Raw genomic sequence first — 14495 nt, forward strand, 5'->3', positions numbered from 1 at the left:
AGCAGCTCGCGAGAGGATTCTTCCCCATGACCGACATCCCGACCTTCGACACGATCAGGCTCGACGTCGCCGACAACGTCGCGACGATCACGCTCAATCGGCCCGAGCGGCTCAATTCGATGCCGCCCGCGATGGCCGACGACATCCGCGCGGCGCTCGACTGGATGGGCGTGCTCGGCGCGCGCGCGCTGCTCATCACCGGCGAAGGCCGCGGCTTCTGTTCGGGTGCCGACCTCGCGGGCGACCGCACCGCGTCGGCCGTCGGCGGCGGCGCGAACAGCCGCAAGGCGCTGCGCAACCACTACAACCCGATGCTGCTCGCCCTCGCCAATCTCGACATTCCGGTGGTCACCGCGGTCAACGGCCCGGCGGCGGGTGTCGGATGCAGCTTCGCATTGTCGGGCGATTTCACCATCGCGGGCAAGAGCGCCTATTTCCTGCAGGCCTTCGTCAACATCGGGCTGATCCCCGACGGCGGCTCGTCGTGGCTGCTGCCGCGCCTCGTCGGCCTGCCGCGCGCCGCGCAGATGATGATGCTCGGCGAAAAGATCGGCGCCGAACAGGCCGCCGATTGGGGCCTGATCTACAAGGCGGTCGATGACGAGGCGCTGATGGACGAGGCGCGCGCGCTGGCGAAACGGCTCGCGAACGGCCCGACGGTGGCCCTCGGCACGATGCGCAAGGTGCTGCGCGGCGCCCTCACACAAAGCCTTTCCGACACGCTCGACGCCGAAGCGATGGGGCAATATGTCGCGGGCAACAGCGCCGACGCGATGGAAGGCATCATGGCCTTCCAGCAGAAGCGCAAGCCCGCGTTCAAGGGTCAATAAGCCCGAAACGAACAAGACCCCGGCGCAAACCGGGGTCTCGACGAGTTCCTAAGGAACTGGGCCCCGGCCGTATCGGCCGGGGCCTGTTTTTTATTCGGCCGGCTCTTCGGTCATCACCTTTTTATAGATGCTCTGCTTCGGCCGCGCGCACAGCCGCATCACCATCGGCTCGAAAAAATCGAGCGGAAGCGTGTCATAGTCGGGATCGAAGGCGGGCTGATCGTATTTCTCGCAGAATTCGGCGCAGGCGGCGGCATAGGGATGGCCGGCGAACTGGTCGCGCATGTCGCGGTCGAGGCCGATATAGTGGAAGAAATAATGGCCCTGGAAGATGCCGTGATGCTGGACGATCCAATGATTCTCTTCCGACAGGAAGGGCTTGAGGATCGCCGCGGCGATATCGGGGTGGTTGAAGGCGCCGAGCGTGTCGCCGATGTCGTGGAGCAGCGCCATCACGACATATTCCTCGTCGCGCCCGTCGCGATGCGCGCGCGTCGCGGTCTGCAGGCAATGCGTCAGCCGGTCGACCGGAAAGCCGCCATAGTCGCCCGCGAGCAGCTTCAGATGCTGAAGGATGCGCGCGCCGTTGTCCGGAGCAAACGCCTTCTGCTCGGCGGCGATGATGTCCCAGTCTTCCTGCGTGCCTTCGGTCATCGCGCGGAATTTGGCGCGCGGGTGCGTCATGTCGTTCATTTGCGGCTCTCCCGATTTTCCAGATCAGTCTAGGCCTTCCGTTGCACTTTGCAACCGGCGTGATCGTCATTCGGGCGCGTAGGTCACGCCATATTTGAGCGCCTCGTCGAGCGTCAGACAGCGGCGCGTCGACTTGTTCTCCTCGGTCGCCACCGCGCTCTGGCGATACATGATGTCGGTCAAGAGCTTGCGCGAAATGCCCATCCGGATCAGGAAATCATTGTCCTCGCTCGCGAGCAGCGCCGAATCCTGCTCGATGTCACCGATCAGTTCGCGCGTCGCGTCGGTCCCCATCGCGACGCTCATGTCGATCGCGCCGCGGTCGCCGGTGCGCGTGAACATATGGACGATGAACAGCCCGCCGGGCTCGATCATCCGCGGCTGCCCGCCCATGAAGACGAAATTGCACGCGCTGAAACACGCCCAGCCGCCGGGGATTCGGGTGCCGAGCCCGAAGTTCGAGCGGATGATCCGCCCCGCGGCATTGCCCGCGCGCGCATCGCCGCCAGGCGAGCGCAGCCAGATTTCGGACACGTCGGGATTGGCCTTGAGCGCGGCGGTCAGGCGATCGGGAAGGCCGGCATCGACCCGCCCTTCGGCCAGCATGACCTTCATATTGCCACGCTTTTCAACGGTCAGCTTCATTTCGGGATAGGCCGACCAGTTGGGCTCGAGCGGACAGGTCGGGTTCGCCGGGTCCATCACCGTCGCCCCCGTCAGGCCGGCCAGCGCAAGCGCGGCGACGAACAGGCGCGCAGGCTTAGGTCGCAAGGACATAGCGCGCATCGCCCGGCCCCTTGCACATGCGTTTGGACACGCGCGTCTCTTCGCCCTCGACGATGATGAAATCATTGACCGTCATGCACCGGCGCCCATCCGATTCATCGTTTCTCGCGACGACGGTCGACGATCCGCTGACATTCTCGCGCGTTTCGCTGGTCCAGCTCGACGATGCGCCGACCTCTTCGCCGCGCACCACCTCCTCGGTCGCCGCCGCCGCCTGCTTCTGCTCTTCGGGATCGAGGCGGCAGGCGATCGCGTCGGTCAGCGTGTCGCTGACCTCGCTGATCGGGACATAGCTATATACTCCGGCCTTGCTCGCCGCATCGCCGACGACATCGCGCAGCACCCCGCCCAATATCCCGCGCCCGACGCTGCTGCCCGACTTGCCCTTGGGGCAGCCGCCATTGTCCTCGCCGTCATTCGAGCTTGGCGCAGGAGCAGTCGCCTGGCGCAAGATGCTTCCGAACTGCGCCGTCGCCGGAGTCGCCGTAAGCCCCGCAACCGCCGCCCACGCGGGAAGCCATAACCATCGTCGCATCGCCTGCTCCAAAAAAGTCAATCTGTTGGCGACCCTTGTTTAGCCGCGAAGCTACCCCCCGCAGTGATTTCGATCAATGGCGCAAAGATTGTCATGCTGACAGGTTGAAATTGTTTTCGAAAGGGCTCAGACAGCGGCCATGCTGTCGCAAAAGACCCGCTATACGATCCGTGCCTTCCAGCACCTTGCCGATCATTGGGGCAAGGGGCAGGTGCAGCTTGCGGACATTGCGGAGGCACAGAATATTCCGCCGAAATTCCTGACCGTGATCCTCTCCGAAATGGCGCGCGAAGGGCTGCTCATCTCGCAGCGCGGACGCGACGGGGGCTATCAGCTCGCGCTGCCTCCGATCGACATCAGCTATGGCGATCTCGTCCGGCTGACGCGGGGTTCGCTCGCACTCGTCCCCTGTGCGAGCCGCAACGCGCACGAGACCTGCAAGAACTGCCTTCCCGAAGCCGAATGCCGGATGCGCAGCCTGATGTTGAAGGTGCGCGACGACACCGCCGCTATCCTCGACAAGATATCGCTCGCCGACCCGATTCGCATGGAACCGGTGTTCGAAAAGGACGAGCTGGCACTCTGAGGCTGGCACCGCGAACGAAAGCCGGGGCCGATTGATCCGTCGCCGGGGGGCGGGCCGAACAACCGATAGCGCAACGGAATTCGCCGTCCCGCGTTTCGATGGGGTTCGAGCATAAATGTCTCGCTCGCGCGCCGAAGGGACGAAGGCCATGGCGACACCCGACGGAATCGAAGAGCCTGCCGAAAAGGGCGGCTTATGGGACCGTCATGCCAGCCCGATCTCGATATTGTTGCTCGGCGCGCTGATGCTGGCCGCGCTTTCGGGGGTAGCCGGAGGACAACCGGGCGAGCGCCGGCTGGCCGACTTCGGCGAAGCAAAGCTGCTCGTCAAATCGCCCTCGGTCATCCGTAACGGCGAATTTTTCGAAATGGAGATCGCGGTCGAGGCGAAAACCGATCTCGACGCCCCGGCGATCGAGGTCAGCCCCAGCCTGTGGCGTGACATGACGATCAACACGATGATGCCGGCCCCGGCCGAGGAGCTCTTCGAAAAGGGCGGCTATCGCTTCGCCTATGACCGGATGCCCCGCGGGAAGCGCTTGCTGATCAAGATCGACGGGCAGATCAACCCGCCGCTCTTCGCCGGCACGCGCGGCGATATCGCGGTCTATGATGGCGGGCGCCGGCTGGGTGCGATGCCGCTGGCCATAGAGGTCCTCCCCTGATGGATATCGTGCTGCGCGCCACGGTCATGTTCGGCCTCCTCTACCTGCTCCTGCGCTTGCTCGGAAAGCGCGAGCTGGGGCAGATGACGCCGTTCGAATTCGTCATGCTGGTCGTCATGGGCGACCTGATCCAGCAAGGCGTGACCCACAACGACTTCAGCCTGACCGGCGCGATGCTCGCGATTTCGACTTTCGCCTTCTGGGCGCTCGTGCTCAGCTGGATCACCTATCTCTTCCCGCGCGCCAAGGGACTGCTTGACGGCGAGCCCCGCGTCGTGGTGCGCGATGGCCGTCTCGTCGAAGCCAATCTTCGCCGCGACCGGCTGACACGATCCGAAATCGAGTCCGAAATGCGGCTCGCCGGAATCGCCAGCCTCACGTCGGTCGAATGGGCCATCCTCGAACCGCAGGGCAAGATCAGCTTCATCAAAAAGGACGGCGGCCCATCGCGGCAGCGCGACGAAGAGCAGTCGGCGACATAGACGCGGCCGCTGCTTCGGCCCTTCGCTCAGCGCCGCGCTTTGCCGGCGCCGACCGGGTCGCCCGGCCAACCATGCTCGCCGATCAGGGGAACGAAGACGACCGCGCCCAGATCGTCTTCGCGGAAATCGGACGCGCCGGTGCGCGTGACGCGCAGCAGCCGCTGCGATCCCCCTTCGCCGACGGGAATGACGAGGCGGCCGCCGGGCGCCAGTTGGTCGAGCAGCGGACGCGGAACGCGGGGGCTGCCGGCGGCCACGAGTATGACGTCGAACGGCGCCGCATCCGCCCAGCCCCGCGTTCCGTCGCCCGTGCGCAGCGTCACATTGTGGCAACCGAGCGCGGCGAGCCGCTCGGCGGCCCGATCGGTGAGTTCCGGGTGCCGATCAATCGCATGAACGGCGCGGCCCATGCGGCTCATCACCGCAGCGGCATAGCCGGAGCCCACGCCGACCTCCAGAACCCGATCGTCGGGGCCGATCGCCGCGGCTTCGATCATCAGCGCGACGATATAAGGCTGCGAGATCGTCTGCCCCGCCTCGATCGGCAGCGCCGAATCTTCGTAGGCGAATTCGACCATGTTTTCGGGCACGAACCGCTCGCGCGGCACCGCGCGCAGCGCGGCGAGCAGCCGGTCACCGCCGATGCCTCGAGCGACGATCTGATAATCGACCATGGCATCGCGGCGGCTCGCAAAGTCCGACATCGCCCCCGCGTCAGACGTTGAGGCAGCGGCGCCGACCTCGCCCTGTTGTTCGCCGGCATGGCACGACCTGCCGCCTCCGGACATGATGACTCTCCTCGCCGCCCACACCCTATGGAAAACCGCGCGAGACTCCCAGGGTTCCCTCTGTTCGTCCGATCGAACCGGTGACCTCTAATATGCCATAAGCAGCGCTCTGCCGCGCCGCAAAGGAAAATGGTGGAGCCTACCGGGATCGAACCGGTGACCTCTAATATGCCATGAGCAGCGCTCTGCCGCGCCGCAAAGGAAAATGGTGGAGCCTACCGGGATCGAACCGGTGACCTCTAATATGCCATGAGCAGCGCTCTGCCGTGCCGCAAAGGAAAATGGTGGAGCCTACCGGGATCGAACCGGTGACCTCTACAATGCCATTGTAGCGCTCTCCCAGCTGAGCTAAGGCCCCGTGCCATTTCGTGCGATCGCTCTGGGTGATGCGACCGGGACGCCGCCTTTACCAGCGAACGCCCATGATGCAAGGGGCCAAATGCATCGCGCGATGCTTTTTTGGCCCCTCGCCGATACGATCAGCTCTCGTCGTCTTCGTCGTCGCCGGTCGCGACACCAAGGTCGTCGTCGCCGCCCAGATCGACGTCGTTGTCGGGCGAATCGCTGTCCTCGTCGACATCGACGTCCAGATCCAGATCGTCGTCGCTCGACTCTTCCTTCGTCTTGGCGGGCTTGGCCGCCTCTTCGAACGGCATCGGCTGCTTCGACTTGAGCACCGATTCGGGGATCCAAGCGTAGCCGCAATTGATGCAGGTTACCGGATCGTCGTTGGTCAAATCATAGAATCGCGTGGCGCATTTCGGGCAGCTGCGTTTCGTGCCCCATTCAGCCTTTACCATATAAGCCTCGTAAACCTTTGGAAACGGGTGTAGAATTTCGGAAAACAAACGGCGCCTCGCGGCCGATCCGTCAAATCGGCGTGCGCCTTGCCAGATTGTCGGGCCGCTGTCAAAAGCCGCACGCCATGAATGACCCGATCGCCACGCCGCGCGCCTTTTCCGCTTCCGCTCCACTCAAAGGTAGGATCGCCATTCCCGGCGACAAGAGCATTTCGCACCGGTCGCTGATGCTGTCAGCGCTCGCGGTGGGAAGGAGCCGGGTTACCGGGCTGCTCGAGGGCCATGACGTGCTCGCCACCGCGGCCGCGATGCGCGCGATGGGTGCGCAGATCGAGCGCCGCGAAGGTGGCGAATGGGTGATCGACGGCGTCGGTGTCGGCGGCCTGCTCCAGCCCCGCGAAGCGCTCGACATGGGCAACAGCGGCACCTCGACCCGGCTGCTGATGGGCCTCGTCGCGAGCCACCCGATCACCGCGACCTTCGTCGGCGACGCCAGCCTGTCGGGCCGTCCGATGGGCCGGGTGATTGATCCGCTGAGCGCCATGGGCGCCGATATTTCGGCCTCGCCGGGCGGCCGTCTGCCGCTGATGGTGCGCGGCCTCGCGCCCGCCATCCCGCTCTCCTATCGCCTGCCGATGGCGTCGGCGCAAGTGAAGAGCGCGGTATTGCTCGCGGGGCTCAACACGCCGGGCATCACCGAGGTCATCGAGCCGGTGCCGACGCGCGACCACAGCGAGCGGATGCTGCGCGGCTTCGGCGCCGACCTGACCGTCGATACCGACAGCGACGGGACGCGCCACATCCACATCCGCGGCGAGGCCGAATTGAAGCCCCAAGTGATCGACGTGCCGGGCGACCCTTCTTCGGCGGCCTTTTTCATTGTCGCGGCGCTGATCGTCCCGGGATCGGAGGTGACGATCGCCAACGTCGGCCTCAATCCGACGCGCGCCGGGCTGGTTGCGGTGCTCCGCGCCATGGGCGGCGACATCGAGGAACTCGACCGCCGCGACGTAGGCGGCGAACCCGTCGCCGACCTGCGCGTCCGCCACAGCGCGCTGAAGGGCATCGACGTCGATCCGGCGGTCGCGCCGAGCATGATCGACGAATTTCCGATCCTCTTCGTCGCCGCCGCGCTGGCTGATGGGCAGACCACGACGGCCGGGCTCGACGAGCTGCGCGTCAAGGAGAGCGACCGGCTGGCGGTGATGGCGGCGGGACTGCGGGCGATCGGCGCGCGCGTCGAGGAACGCGAGGACGGGCTGATCATCGACGGCAGCGGCGGCGATACTCTGCCCGGCGGCGCGACGATCGCGGGGCATCTCGATCATCGCATCTGCATGAGCTTCGCCGTCGCGGGGCTCGCCAGCAAAGCGCCGGTGACGGTCGACGATATCGCCCCGGTCGCGACGAGCTTCCCCAATTTCGAAGCGCTGCTCGCAGAGTTGCAGGCATGATCGAGGGGCTGTCGGGCACCGCCGCGAATGTCATCGGGCTGGTCGGCACGGCCTGCGTGCTCGCAGCCTTCGCCTATATCAACCTGACCGCAAAGCCCAACGGGGTGCTGTTCAACGCCGCGAACCTGATCGGTGCGCTGCTGCTGATGATCTCGCTGCTCGTCCACTTCAACCTTGCCTCCTTCCTGCTCGAGATCGCGTGGGCGAGCATTGCGCTCTGGGGTCTCGCGCGGGCCCTCTGCAAAAAGGATAATGGAGGCGCGGCATGATCATCGCCGTCGACGGCCCCACCGCATCGGGCAAAGGCACGATCGCCCGCGCGCTCGCCGAGCATTACGGCTTGCCGGTGCTCGACACCGGTCTCCTCTATCGCGCGGTCGGCTATCAGACGCAGCTCAACCACGGCGACGCCGACAAGGCCGAGGATGCCCTTTCCGCGTGCGAGTTTCCCGACAGCCTGCTGGGCGACCCGGCGCTGCGCTATGAAACGACCGGCGGGCTCGCGAGCCGCGTATCGGTGCATCCCGCGGTGCGCAAAGCGCTGTTCCAGCGGCAGGTCGATTTCGCGAACCAGCCCGGCGGCGCCGTGCTCGACGGGCGCGACATCGGCACCGTCATCGCGCCGCACGCCGACGCCAAGCTGTTCGTCACCGCCAGCCCCGAAGAGCGCGCACGGCGGCGCCATGCCGAGATGCATTCGCGCGGGGTCGAGGTCGATTATGCGACCGTGCTCGCCGATATCCACGCGCGCGACGCGCGCGACAGCGGGCGCGCCGACGCGCCGCTGACGCAAGCGCACGATGCGGACTTGCTCGATACGGGCGAAATGACTATAGACGCGGCCGTCCAACGGGCGATTGCGCTGGTTGAGGCACGGACAGGCCGCCGCTCCACCTGAGCGTCGGGCGTGACGGGGCGCACTCGTCGCGCCTTTTTTGCTTTGCCCGCTCCTCCTTCCTCGCCGCGTCTTTGCGGATGTTCCGTTTCGCATTCGGCGAACGGGACGGATCGGCCACAAGACCAGCGGAACCAACCGCTTGGCCGGAACAAATGAAGTAAGGAAGAACTCTCTATGGCCTCTACGGCTTTTCCGACGCGCGACGATTTCGCCGCGATGCTCGATGAATCGCTGGGTGGTGCCGAGGGCGGCTTTGAAGGCCGCGTCGTCAAGGGCACCGTAACCGGCATCGAAAACGACCTGGCAGTGATCGACATCGGCCTGAAGAGCGAAGGCCGCGTGCCGCTTCGCGAATTCGCCGCACCGGGCCAGAAGGCCGACCTCAAGGTCGGCGACGAAGTCGAGGTCTATGTCGACCGCGTCGAAAACGCCAATGGCGAAACCATGCTCTCGCGCGACCGCGCCCGCCGCGAAGCCGCGTGGGACCGCCTCGAAGAAGAATTCAACAAGGAAGCCCGCGTCGAAGGCGTCATCTTCGGCCGCGTCAAGGGCGGCTTCACCGTCGATCTCGGCGGCGCCGTGGCCTTCCTGCCCGGTTCGCAGGTCGACATCCGCCCCGTGCGCGACGTCGGCCCGCTGATGGACCTGCCGCAGCCGTTCCAGATCCTGAAGATGGACCGCCGCCGCGGCAACATCGTCGTCTCGCGCCGCGCGATCCTCGAGGAAACGCGCGCCGAACAGCGTTCGGGCCTGATCCAGAACCTCGAAGAGGGCCAGATCATCGAAGGCGCGGTGAAGAACATCACCGATTACGGCGCCTTCGTCGACCTCGGCGGCATCGACGGCCTGCTCCATGTCACCGACATGAGCTACAAGCGCGTCAACCACCCGAGCGAGATCATCAACATCGGCGACACGGTCAAGGTGCAGATCATCCGCATCAACCGCGACACGCAGCGTATCAGCCTGGGCATGAAGCAGCTCGAAGCCGATCCGTGGGAAGGCGTCGCCGCCAAATATCCGGTCGGCGCGAAACTTACCGGCACGGTCACGAACATCACCGACTATGGCGCGTTCGTCGAACTCGAACCGGGCATCGAAGGGCTGGTCCACGTCAGCGAAATGTCGTGGGTCAAGAAGAATGTCCATCCGGGCAAGATCGTCTCGACCAGCCAGGAAGTCGAAGTCATCGTGCTCGAGGTCGACAGCGAAAAGCGTCGCATCTCGCTGGGTCTCAAGCAGGCGCAGTCGAACCCCTGGGGCGCCTTCGCCGAAGCGCATCCGGTCGGTTCGGTCGTCGAGGGCGAAGTCAAGAACGCCACCGAATTCGGCCTGTTCGTCGGCCTGCCCGGCGACGTCGACGGCATGGTCCACATGTCGGACATCGCCTGGGGCATCTCGGGCGAGGAAGCGCTGCATCTCCACCGCAAGGGCGAGACGGTGCAGGTCGTCGTGCTCGACGTCGATGTCGACAAGGAACGCATCAGCCTCGGCATCAAGCAGCTTGAAAAGGGTGCGCCCGCGGTTGGCGCCGGCGCTGCCGCCGGTTCGCTCAAGAAGAACGAGACCGTCACGGTCACCGTTCTCGAAGTCCGCGACAACGGCCTCGAAGTGCAGGCCGGCGACGACGGCGCGACCGGCTTCATCAAGCGCGCCGACCTTGGCCGCGACCGCGACGAACAGCGCCCCGACCGCTATCAGGTCGGCCAGAAGTTCGACGCGATGGTCATCGGCTTCGACCGTTCGAAAAAGCCGAACTTCTCGGTCAAGGCGCTGCAGATCGCCGAAGAGAAGCAGGCGGTTGCGCAATATGGCTCGTCCGACTCGGGTGCGTCGCTCGGCGACATCCTCGGCGAAGCGCTGAAGGCAGGCAAGAAGGACTGACCCTTCGCGCCACGACGAAGTGACGGAAAGGCCCGCCGAATGTCCCTCGGCGGGCCTTTTTGCATCCGCGATATGTTTTTGATCGCTTCCTGATTCATGTTAGTCTCGCCCGCGCGTTGGGAGGGGTCTCACGCACGGGTGCCGGCAACGACCGGAGGCCGCATCGTCGCGATGCGCGTGACACAGAGGGGAAGCACATGATCCGGTCGGAACTGGTTCAAAAAATCGCGAGTGAAAACAGCGATCTACGCGTCGAAGAGGTCGAACGGATCGTCGACGCTTTTTTCGATTCCATCGTTGACCAGCTCGCCGCCGGCGGCCGCGTCGAACTGCGCGGCTTCGGCGCCTTCTCGACCCGCGCGCGCGAGTCGCGCACCGGTCGCAATCCGCGCACCGGAGCGCCGGTTGCGGTGAAGGCGAAAAACGTTCCCTATTTCAAGCCCGGCAAGGAAATGCGCGAGCGGCTGAACGATTGAACGCCCGATCGGTTTGGAGTGGAACGGGTTCGGGTATCTTCTCCTCCGCTATTGAAAATGCTGTGTGCTCCCGCGAAGGCGGGAGCCTATCTCCGGTCGGAACGATTTCGAGCCGGCGGGAGATGGGTCCCCGCCTTCGCGGGGACACATAATCAATCACGGACGATTATGTTCCGCCTCAATTTTTGAGCCGGTAGCCCGTGCGGAACATCCAGAAGATGACGCAGAGGCACAGCGTCAGGAAAAAAGCGACTGCGCCCATGCTGACGCCGATACCGACGTCGCCCTGCCCGAAGAAGGTCCAGCGGAAACCGCTGATCAGATAGACGACGGGGTTGAACAGCGTCACCGCCTGCCACGCCGGCGGCAGCATCGAAAGCGAATAAAAGGCGCCGCCGAGGAAGGTCAGCGGATAGACGACGAGCAGCGGGATCACCTGCAATTGCTCGAAACTCTGCGCCCAGATGCCGATGATGAAGCCGAACAGGCAGAATGTCACGGCCATCAACAGCATGAAGCCGACCATGAAGAGCGGGTGCGCGACCTCTACGTCGACGAACAGATGCGCGGTCGCAAAGATGATCGTGCCGATGATCACCGATTTGGTCGCCGCGGCGCCGACATAGGCGATCACCATCTCGAGCGGCGACAGCGGCGCCGACAGCATCTCGTAGATCGTGCCGGTCCATTTCGGCATATAGATGCCGAAGCTCGCATTGCTGATGCTTTCGGTGAACATCGTCAGCATCATCAGCCCCGGCACGATGAAGGCGCCATAGGGCACGTCGCTGACCGAACTCATCCGGCTGCCGATCGCCGAGCCGAAGACGACGAAATAGAGCGTCGTCGTGATGACCGGCAGCATCAGGCTGGTCCAGAAGGTGCGCCCGAAGCGCGCCATTTCGAAGCCGTAGATCGAACGGATCCCGCGCAGGTTCGAAATCATGCCGCGCGCTCCTCTTCCCGCTTCTCATGCACCAGCCCGACGAAGATGTCCTCTAGCGAGCTCTGCGTCGTGTTGAGGTCCTTGAAGCCGATGCCGAGGTCGCTCATCCGCCGCAGCAGCGACGGCACCCCCGTCGCCTCGGCCTGGCTGTCGAATTCATAGACCAGCTCGTGCCCCTCGCCCGCCAGCGCGAGATTCCATTGCGCCAGCTCGTCGGGAACGGTCGCGAGCGGCTCGGCGAGGTTGAGCGTCAGCGTCTTGCGGCCGAGCTTCTTGATCAGCGCATTTTTTTCCTCGACGACGATCAGCCGCCCCTTGCTGATCACCCCGACGCGATCGGCCATTTCCTCGGCCTCCTCGATATAGTGGGTGGTCAGGATGATCGTCACGCCGCGTTCGCGCAGACCGCGCACCATGTTCCACATGTCGCGGCGCAGCTCGACATCGACCCCCGCGGTCGGCTCGTCGAGGAACAATATCTCCGGCTCGTGGCTCAGCGCCTTGGCGATCATCACGCGGCGCTTCATTCCGCCCGACAGCTCCATGATCTTCGCGTTGCGCTTGTCCCACAGCGACAGGTCGCGCAGCAACTGCTCGATATAGGCGGGGTCGCGCGGCTTGCCGAACAGGCCGCGCGAAAAGCTGACCGTCGCGATCACCTTCTCGAAGGCATCGGTGTGCAGTTCCTGCGGGACGAGGCCAATCATCGAGCGCGCGGCGCGAAAGTCGCGTTGGTGGTCGTATCCCGCAACGGTCACGGTGCCGCCGCTGGGTGTGACGATACCACAGACGATACTGATGAGCGTCGTCTTGCCCGCGCCATTGGGGCCGAGCAGCGCGAATATCTCGCCCTTGTCGATCGTGAGGTCGATGCCGCTGAGCGCCTGGTGGCCGCTTTTATAGGTTTTCGCCAGGCCAGCGATGGAGAGCACTGGTTGCATGGCGCCCTCCTCTAGCCGACACGAGCAGCCGGGTGAAGCCGCAAACAATCCTTGACCTCTTCGGGGTCATCCGCTTGACCGTCCCCCGGTGCGCGGACGTGGCGGAACCGGTAGACGCAGCAGACTTAAAATCTGCTATCCATATGGGTGTGCGGGTTCGAGTCCCGCCGTCCGCACCAGCGACGGGAGCAGCAGCGATATGACGGCAGGACGCATCGGCGCGCGGATTCTCGCTGCCGGATTGCTGGCGCTGTCGGCGACGAGCTGCGGTCTGTTCGGCGAGCGGGGGCCGGTGCGGATCGCGGCGATCGGCCCGCTCTATCCCGCCGCCAACCCCATCCGCGGCGAGCTTTCGGCGACCAATGCGGCGCTGCTCGAAGCCACCGCGCAGGGGCTCGTCAGCTATGATTCACTCGGTCAGATCGACGTCGGACTCGCCGAACGCTGGACGGTCACTGCCGACGGGCGCAGCTATATCTTCCGCGTCCGCGAAGCCAAATGGTCGAACGGCGACAAGGTCACGGCGGCTGAGGTTGCCGCCATCCTGCGCGGCTATCTCGGCCGGCGGAGCAAGCATGTCCTGAAGGACGATTTCCCCGAGGTCGAAACGATCAAGGCGATGACCGACACGGTGATCGAAATCCGCCTGTCGGTACCGCAGCCCCATTTGCTCGAGCTGCTCGCCCAACCGTCGATGGCGATCGTCAAGCGCGGGATGGGCTGGGGGCCGATGCGGCCGAAGAGGATCGGCGCGGCGATGCTGCTGACGCCCGTTCCCGACCCGCTGGCCGACGACCCCGAAGAAGCCGAGGCGGCCGCGGCCGATCCGGCGGCCTCGATCGAACTCGTCGGCACCGACGCCCCCCGTGCGCTGGCGCGGTTCAAGAACGGCTATGCCGACGGCGTGCTCGGCGGGCGTTTTTCGACCCTGCCCTATTTCGTGGCGTCGAATATCGGACGCTCGCGGCTCGTCGTCGATCCTGTGCCGGGATTGTTCGGGCTTTCCTTCGTGCGTGCCGAAGGCTTTCTCGCCACCGATGCCAATCGCGAGGCGCTGTCGCGCGCGGTGCGGCGGCAGCGCCTGGTCGACGCTTTCGGGCTCGCCGAATGGCAACCGCAGGTGACGCTGCGCCCCGCGCTTTACGCCCGCGACGGCGGCCCGGTGCCGCTGCTTCCCGCCTGGGCCGACTATGACGACGCCTCGCGGGTCGCGCAGGCGAAGCGCGTCGTCGATGCGTGGAAGGCCACGGGGCGCGAAATCGAACCGCTGCGCATCGCAGTGCCCGATTCGCCCGGCGGGCGCATTCTCTATGCCTATGTCGCCGCCGATTTCGAACGCATCGGGGTGCCGAGCAGGCGCGTCGCCATCGACGCCGAGGCCGACCTGACGCTGATCGACGAGGTCACGCCCAACGACGACCCCCTTTGGGGCCTGCGCCGCCTGTCGTGCCGCACCGACACATTGTGCAACGGCGAGGCGCAGCGCAGGATCGACGAGGCGACGGCGGCGACCAGCCCGACCGATCGCGCGCGCCTGATCGGCGAGGCGGAAGCGATCCTCGGGCGCTACGCGCCCTTCATCCCGCTCGCGACGCCGCTGCGCTGGTCGGTCGCATCGCAGCGCCTGTCGGGCCTCACCGCCAACGCGCGTGCGCAGCACCCATTGAATCACCTGCGCGACACTCCCAACTAGGGGGAAGCGTACGCATTCTGTGCGCTCAGAAAAAGGACG

At 65.2% G+C, this 14495-nt stretch carries 17 protein-coding genes and 2 tRNA genes; 11 read left to right on the plus strand and 8 right to left on the minus strand.

Going from position 1 to position 14495, the window contains the following annotated elements:
* Positions 1 to 26 precede the first annotated feature (26 nt).
* Complete coding sequence (locus KNJ79_RS14435) at positions 27 to 830, plus strand: enoyl-CoA hydratase-related protein (RefSeq protein WP_317151608.1); 804 nt, start codon at positions 27 to 29, stop codon at positions 828 to 830.
* Between the two features lie 90 nt (positions 831 to 920).
* Here the strand turns inward: KNJ79_RS14435 and KNJ79_RS14440 are convergent, their stop codons facing one another.
* From KNJ79_RS14440 to KNJ79_RS14450, 3 genes are all read right to left on the minus strand, one after another.
* Positions 921 to 1523: an HD domain-containing protein gene (locus KNJ79_RS14440; RefSeq protein ID WP_317151609.1), complete on the minus strand. Its 603-nt coding sequence runs from the start codon at positions 1521 to 1523 to the stop codon at positions 921 to 923.
* A gap of 66 nt (positions 1524 to 1589) precedes the next feature.
* On the minus strand, positions 1590 to 2309 hold the full coding sequence (locus KNJ79_RS14445) for a COG3904 family protein (protein WP_317151610.1): 720 nt from the start codon (positions 2307 to 2309) through the stop codon (positions 1590 to 1592).
* On the minus strand, positions 2284 to 2844 hold the full coding sequence (locus KNJ79_RS14450) for a hypothetical protein (RefSeq protein ID WP_317151611.1): 561 nt from the start codon (positions 2842 to 2844) through the stop codon (positions 2284 to 2286). Before KNJ79_RS14450 ends, KNJ79_RS14445 begins: the two co-directional genes overlap by 26 nt.
* 139 nt (positions 2845 to 2983) lie before the next feature.
* Between KNJ79_RS14450 and KNJ79_RS14455 the strand changes: the two genes are divergently transcribed.
* The 3 genes from KNJ79_RS14455 (at position 2984) to KNJ79_RS14465 (ending at position 4576) form a co-directional block, all read left to right on the plus strand.
* Positions 2984 to 3430 carry an RrF2 family transcriptional regulator gene (locus KNJ79_RS14455; protein WP_089214966.1) on the plus strand — a complete coding sequence of 149 codons (447 nt, stop codon included), beginning with the start codon at positions 2984 to 2986 and terminating at the stop codon, positions 3428 to 3430.
* Positions 3431 to 3545: 115 nt separating this feature from the next.
* Complete coding sequence (locus KNJ79_RS14460) at positions 3546 to 4094, plus strand: hypothetical protein (RefSeq protein ID WP_317151612.1); 549 nt, start codon at positions 3546 to 3548, stop codon at positions 4092 to 4094.
* Positions 4094 to 4576 carry a DUF421 domain-containing protein gene (locus KNJ79_RS14465; protein WP_089214968.1) on the plus strand — a complete coding sequence of 161 codons (483 nt, stop codon included), beginning with the start codon at positions 4094 to 4096 and terminating at the stop codon, positions 4574 to 4576. The genes KNJ79_RS14460 and KNJ79_RS14465 overlap by 1 nt, the downstream gene beginning before the upstream one ends.
* 26 nt (positions 4577 to 4602) lie before the next feature.
* Here the strand turns inward: KNJ79_RS14465 and KNJ79_RS14470 are convergent, their stop codons facing one another.
* The 3 genes from KNJ79_RS14470 to KNJ79_RS14480 all read right to left on the minus strand — a co-directional run bounded on the left by KNJ79_RS14470 (position 4603) and on the right by KNJ79_RS14480 (position 6164).
* Positions 4603 to 5364, minus strand: a complete 762-nt coding sequence (locus KNJ79_RS14470) for a protein-L-isoaspartate(D-aspartate) O-methyltransferase (protein WP_317151613.1) — start codon at positions 5362 to 5364, stop codon at positions 4603 to 4605.
* Positions 5365 to 5646: 282 nt separating this feature from the next.
* Positions 5647 to 5722: transfer RNA gene (locus tag KNJ79_RS14475), tRNA-Ala, on the minus strand.
* A 121-nt stretch (positions 5723 to 5843) separates the two neighbouring features.
* Entirely contained in the window at positions 5844 to 6164 is a 321-nt protein-coding gene (locus tag KNJ79_RS14480) for an FYDLN acid domain-containing protein (protein ID WP_089214969.1), read from the minus strand.
* A 125-nt stretch (positions 6165 to 6289) separates the two neighbouring features.
* Between KNJ79_RS14480 and aroA the strand changes: the two genes are divergently transcribed.
* From aroA to KNJ79_RS14505, 5 genes are all read left to right on the plus strand, one after another.
* Positions 6290 to 7618, plus strand: coding sequence for a 3-phosphoshikimate 1-carboxyvinyltransferase (aroA, locus tag KNJ79_RS14485; protein ID WP_317151614.1), 1329 nt, complete (start codon positions 6290 to 6292; stop codon positions 7616 to 7618).
* The gene (locus KNJ79_RS14490) at positions 7615 to 7887 is read left to right on the plus strand and encodes a CBU_0592 family membrane protein (protein ID WP_317151615.1); all 273 of its coding nucleotides are present in this window, start codon (positions 7615 to 7617) and stop codon (positions 7885 to 7887) included. Before aroA ends, KNJ79_RS14490 begins: the two co-directional genes overlap by 4 nt.
* Positions 7884 to 8516, plus strand: coding sequence for a (d)CMP kinase (locus KNJ79_RS14495; RefSeq protein WP_317151616.1), 633 nt, complete (start codon positions 7884 to 7886; stop codon positions 8514 to 8516). The genes KNJ79_RS14490 and KNJ79_RS14495 overlap by 4 nt, the downstream gene beginning before the upstream one ends.
* A 174-nt stretch (positions 8517 to 8690) precedes the next feature.
* Positions 8691 to 10400, plus strand: coding sequence for a 30S ribosomal protein S1 (gene rpsA, locus KNJ79_RS14500; protein WP_089214972.1), 1710 nt, complete (start codon positions 8691 to 8693; stop codon positions 10398 to 10400).
* A gap of 116 nt (positions 10401 to 10516) precedes the next feature.
* Complete coding sequence (locus KNJ79_RS14505) at positions 10517 to 10876, plus strand: integration host factor subunit beta (protein ID WP_281252651.1); 360 nt, start codon at positions 10517 to 10519, stop codon at positions 10874 to 10876.
* 178 nt (positions 10877 to 11054) lie between these two features.
* Here the strand turns inward: KNJ79_RS14505 and KNJ79_RS14510 are convergent, their stop codons facing one another.
* Positions 11055 to 11822 carry an ABC transporter permease gene (locus KNJ79_RS14510; RefSeq protein WP_089214974.1) on the minus strand — a complete coding sequence of 256 codons (768 nt, stop codon included), beginning with the start codon at positions 11820 to 11822 and terminating at the stop codon, positions 11055 to 11057.
* A complete protein-coding gene (locus KNJ79_RS14515) occupies positions 11819 to 12763 on the minus strand; it encodes an ABC transporter ATP-binding protein (protein ID WP_317151617.1) in 945 nt (314 codons plus the stop codon). Before KNJ79_RS14515 ends, KNJ79_RS14510 begins: the two co-directional genes overlap by 4 nt.
* Before the next feature lie 92 nt (positions 12764 to 12855).
* Here KNJ79_RS14515 and KNJ79_RS14520 point away from each other — a divergent pair.
* A tRNA-Leu gene (locus KNJ79_RS14520) sits at positions 12856 to 12942 on the plus strand.
* A 20-nt stretch (positions 12943 to 12962) separates the two neighbouring features.
* Positions 12963 to 14456, plus strand: a complete 1494-nt coding sequence (locus KNJ79_RS14525; RefSeq protein WP_317151618.1) for an ABC transporter substrate-binding protein — start codon at positions 12963 to 12965, stop codon at positions 14454 to 14456.
* Positions 14457 to 14495: the final 39 nt, after the last annotated feature.

Origin of the sequence: Sphingopyxis indica (genome assembly GCF_032879645.1) — a bacterium.
Taxonomy (GTDB): domain Bacteria; phylum Pseudomonadota; class Alphaproteobacteria; order Sphingomonadales; family Sphingomonadaceae; genus Sphingopyxis; species Sphingopyxis indica.

Bases quoted from the DNA above. Each gene is read 5' to 3' on its own strand.
- KNJ79_RS14470 (WP_317151613.1), bottom strand. From the start codon at position 5,364: ATGTCCGGAGGCGGCAGGTCGTGCCATGCCGGCGAACAACAGGGCGAG.
- rpsA (WP_089214972.1), top strand. From the start codon at position 8,691: ATGGCCTCTACGGCTTTTCCGACGCGCGACGATTTCGCCGCGATGCTC.
- KNJ79_RS14480 (WP_089214969.1), bottom strand. From the start codon at position 6,164: ATGGTAAAGGCTGAATGGGGCACGAAACGCAGCTGCCCGAAATGCGCC.
- KNJ79_RS14440 (WP_317151609.1), bottom strand. From the start codon at position 1,523: ATGAACGACATGACGCACCCGCGCGCCAAATTCCGCGCGATGACCGAA.
- KNJ79_RS14455 (WP_089214966.1), top strand. From the start codon at position 2,984: ATGCTGTCGCAAAAGACCCGCTATACGATCCGTGCCTTCCAGCACCTT.
- KNJ79_RS14435 (WP_317151608.1), top strand. From the start codon at position 27: ATGACCGACATCCCGACCTTCGACACGATCAGGCTCGACGTCGCCGAC.
- KNJ79_RS14450 (WP_317151611.1), bottom strand. From the start codon at position 2,844: ATGCGACGATGGTTATGGCTTCCCGCGTGGGCGGCGGTTGCGGGGCTT.
- KNJ79_RS14490 (WP_317151615.1), top strand. From the start codon at position 7,615: ATGATCGAGGGGCTGTCGGGCACCGCCGCGAATGTCATCGGGCTGGTC.
- aroA (WP_317151614.1), top strand. From the start codon at position 6,290: ATGAATGACCCGATCGCCACGCCGCGCGCCTTTTCCGCTTCCGCTCCA.
- KNJ79_RS14465 (WP_089214968.1), top strand. From the start codon at position 4,094: ATGGATATCGTGCTGCGCGCCACGGTCATGTTCGGCCTCCTCTACCTG.
- KNJ79_RS14460 (WP_317151612.1), top strand. From the start codon at position 3,546: ATGTCTCGCTCGCGCGCCGAAGGGACGAAGGCCATGGCGACACCCGAC.
- KNJ79_RS14515 (WP_317151617.1), bottom strand. From the start codon at position 12,763: ATGCAACCAGTGCTCTCCATCGCTGGCCTGGCGAAAACCTATAAAAGC.
- KNJ79_RS14525 (WP_317151618.1), top strand. From the start codon at position 12,963: ATGACGGCAGGACGCATCGGCGCGCGGATTCTCGCTGCCGGATTGCTG.
- KNJ79_RS14495 (WP_317151616.1), top strand. From the start codon at position 7,884: ATGATCATCGCCGTCGACGGCCCCACCGCATCGGGCAAAGGCACGATC.
- KNJ79_RS14510 (WP_089214974.1), bottom strand. From the start codon at position 11,822: ATGATTTCGAACCTGCGCGGGATCCGTTCGATCTACGGCTTCGAAATG.
- KNJ79_RS14445 (WP_317151610.1), bottom strand. From the start codon at position 2,309: ATGCGCGCTATGTCCTTGCGACCTAAGCCTGCGCGCCTGTTCGTCGCC.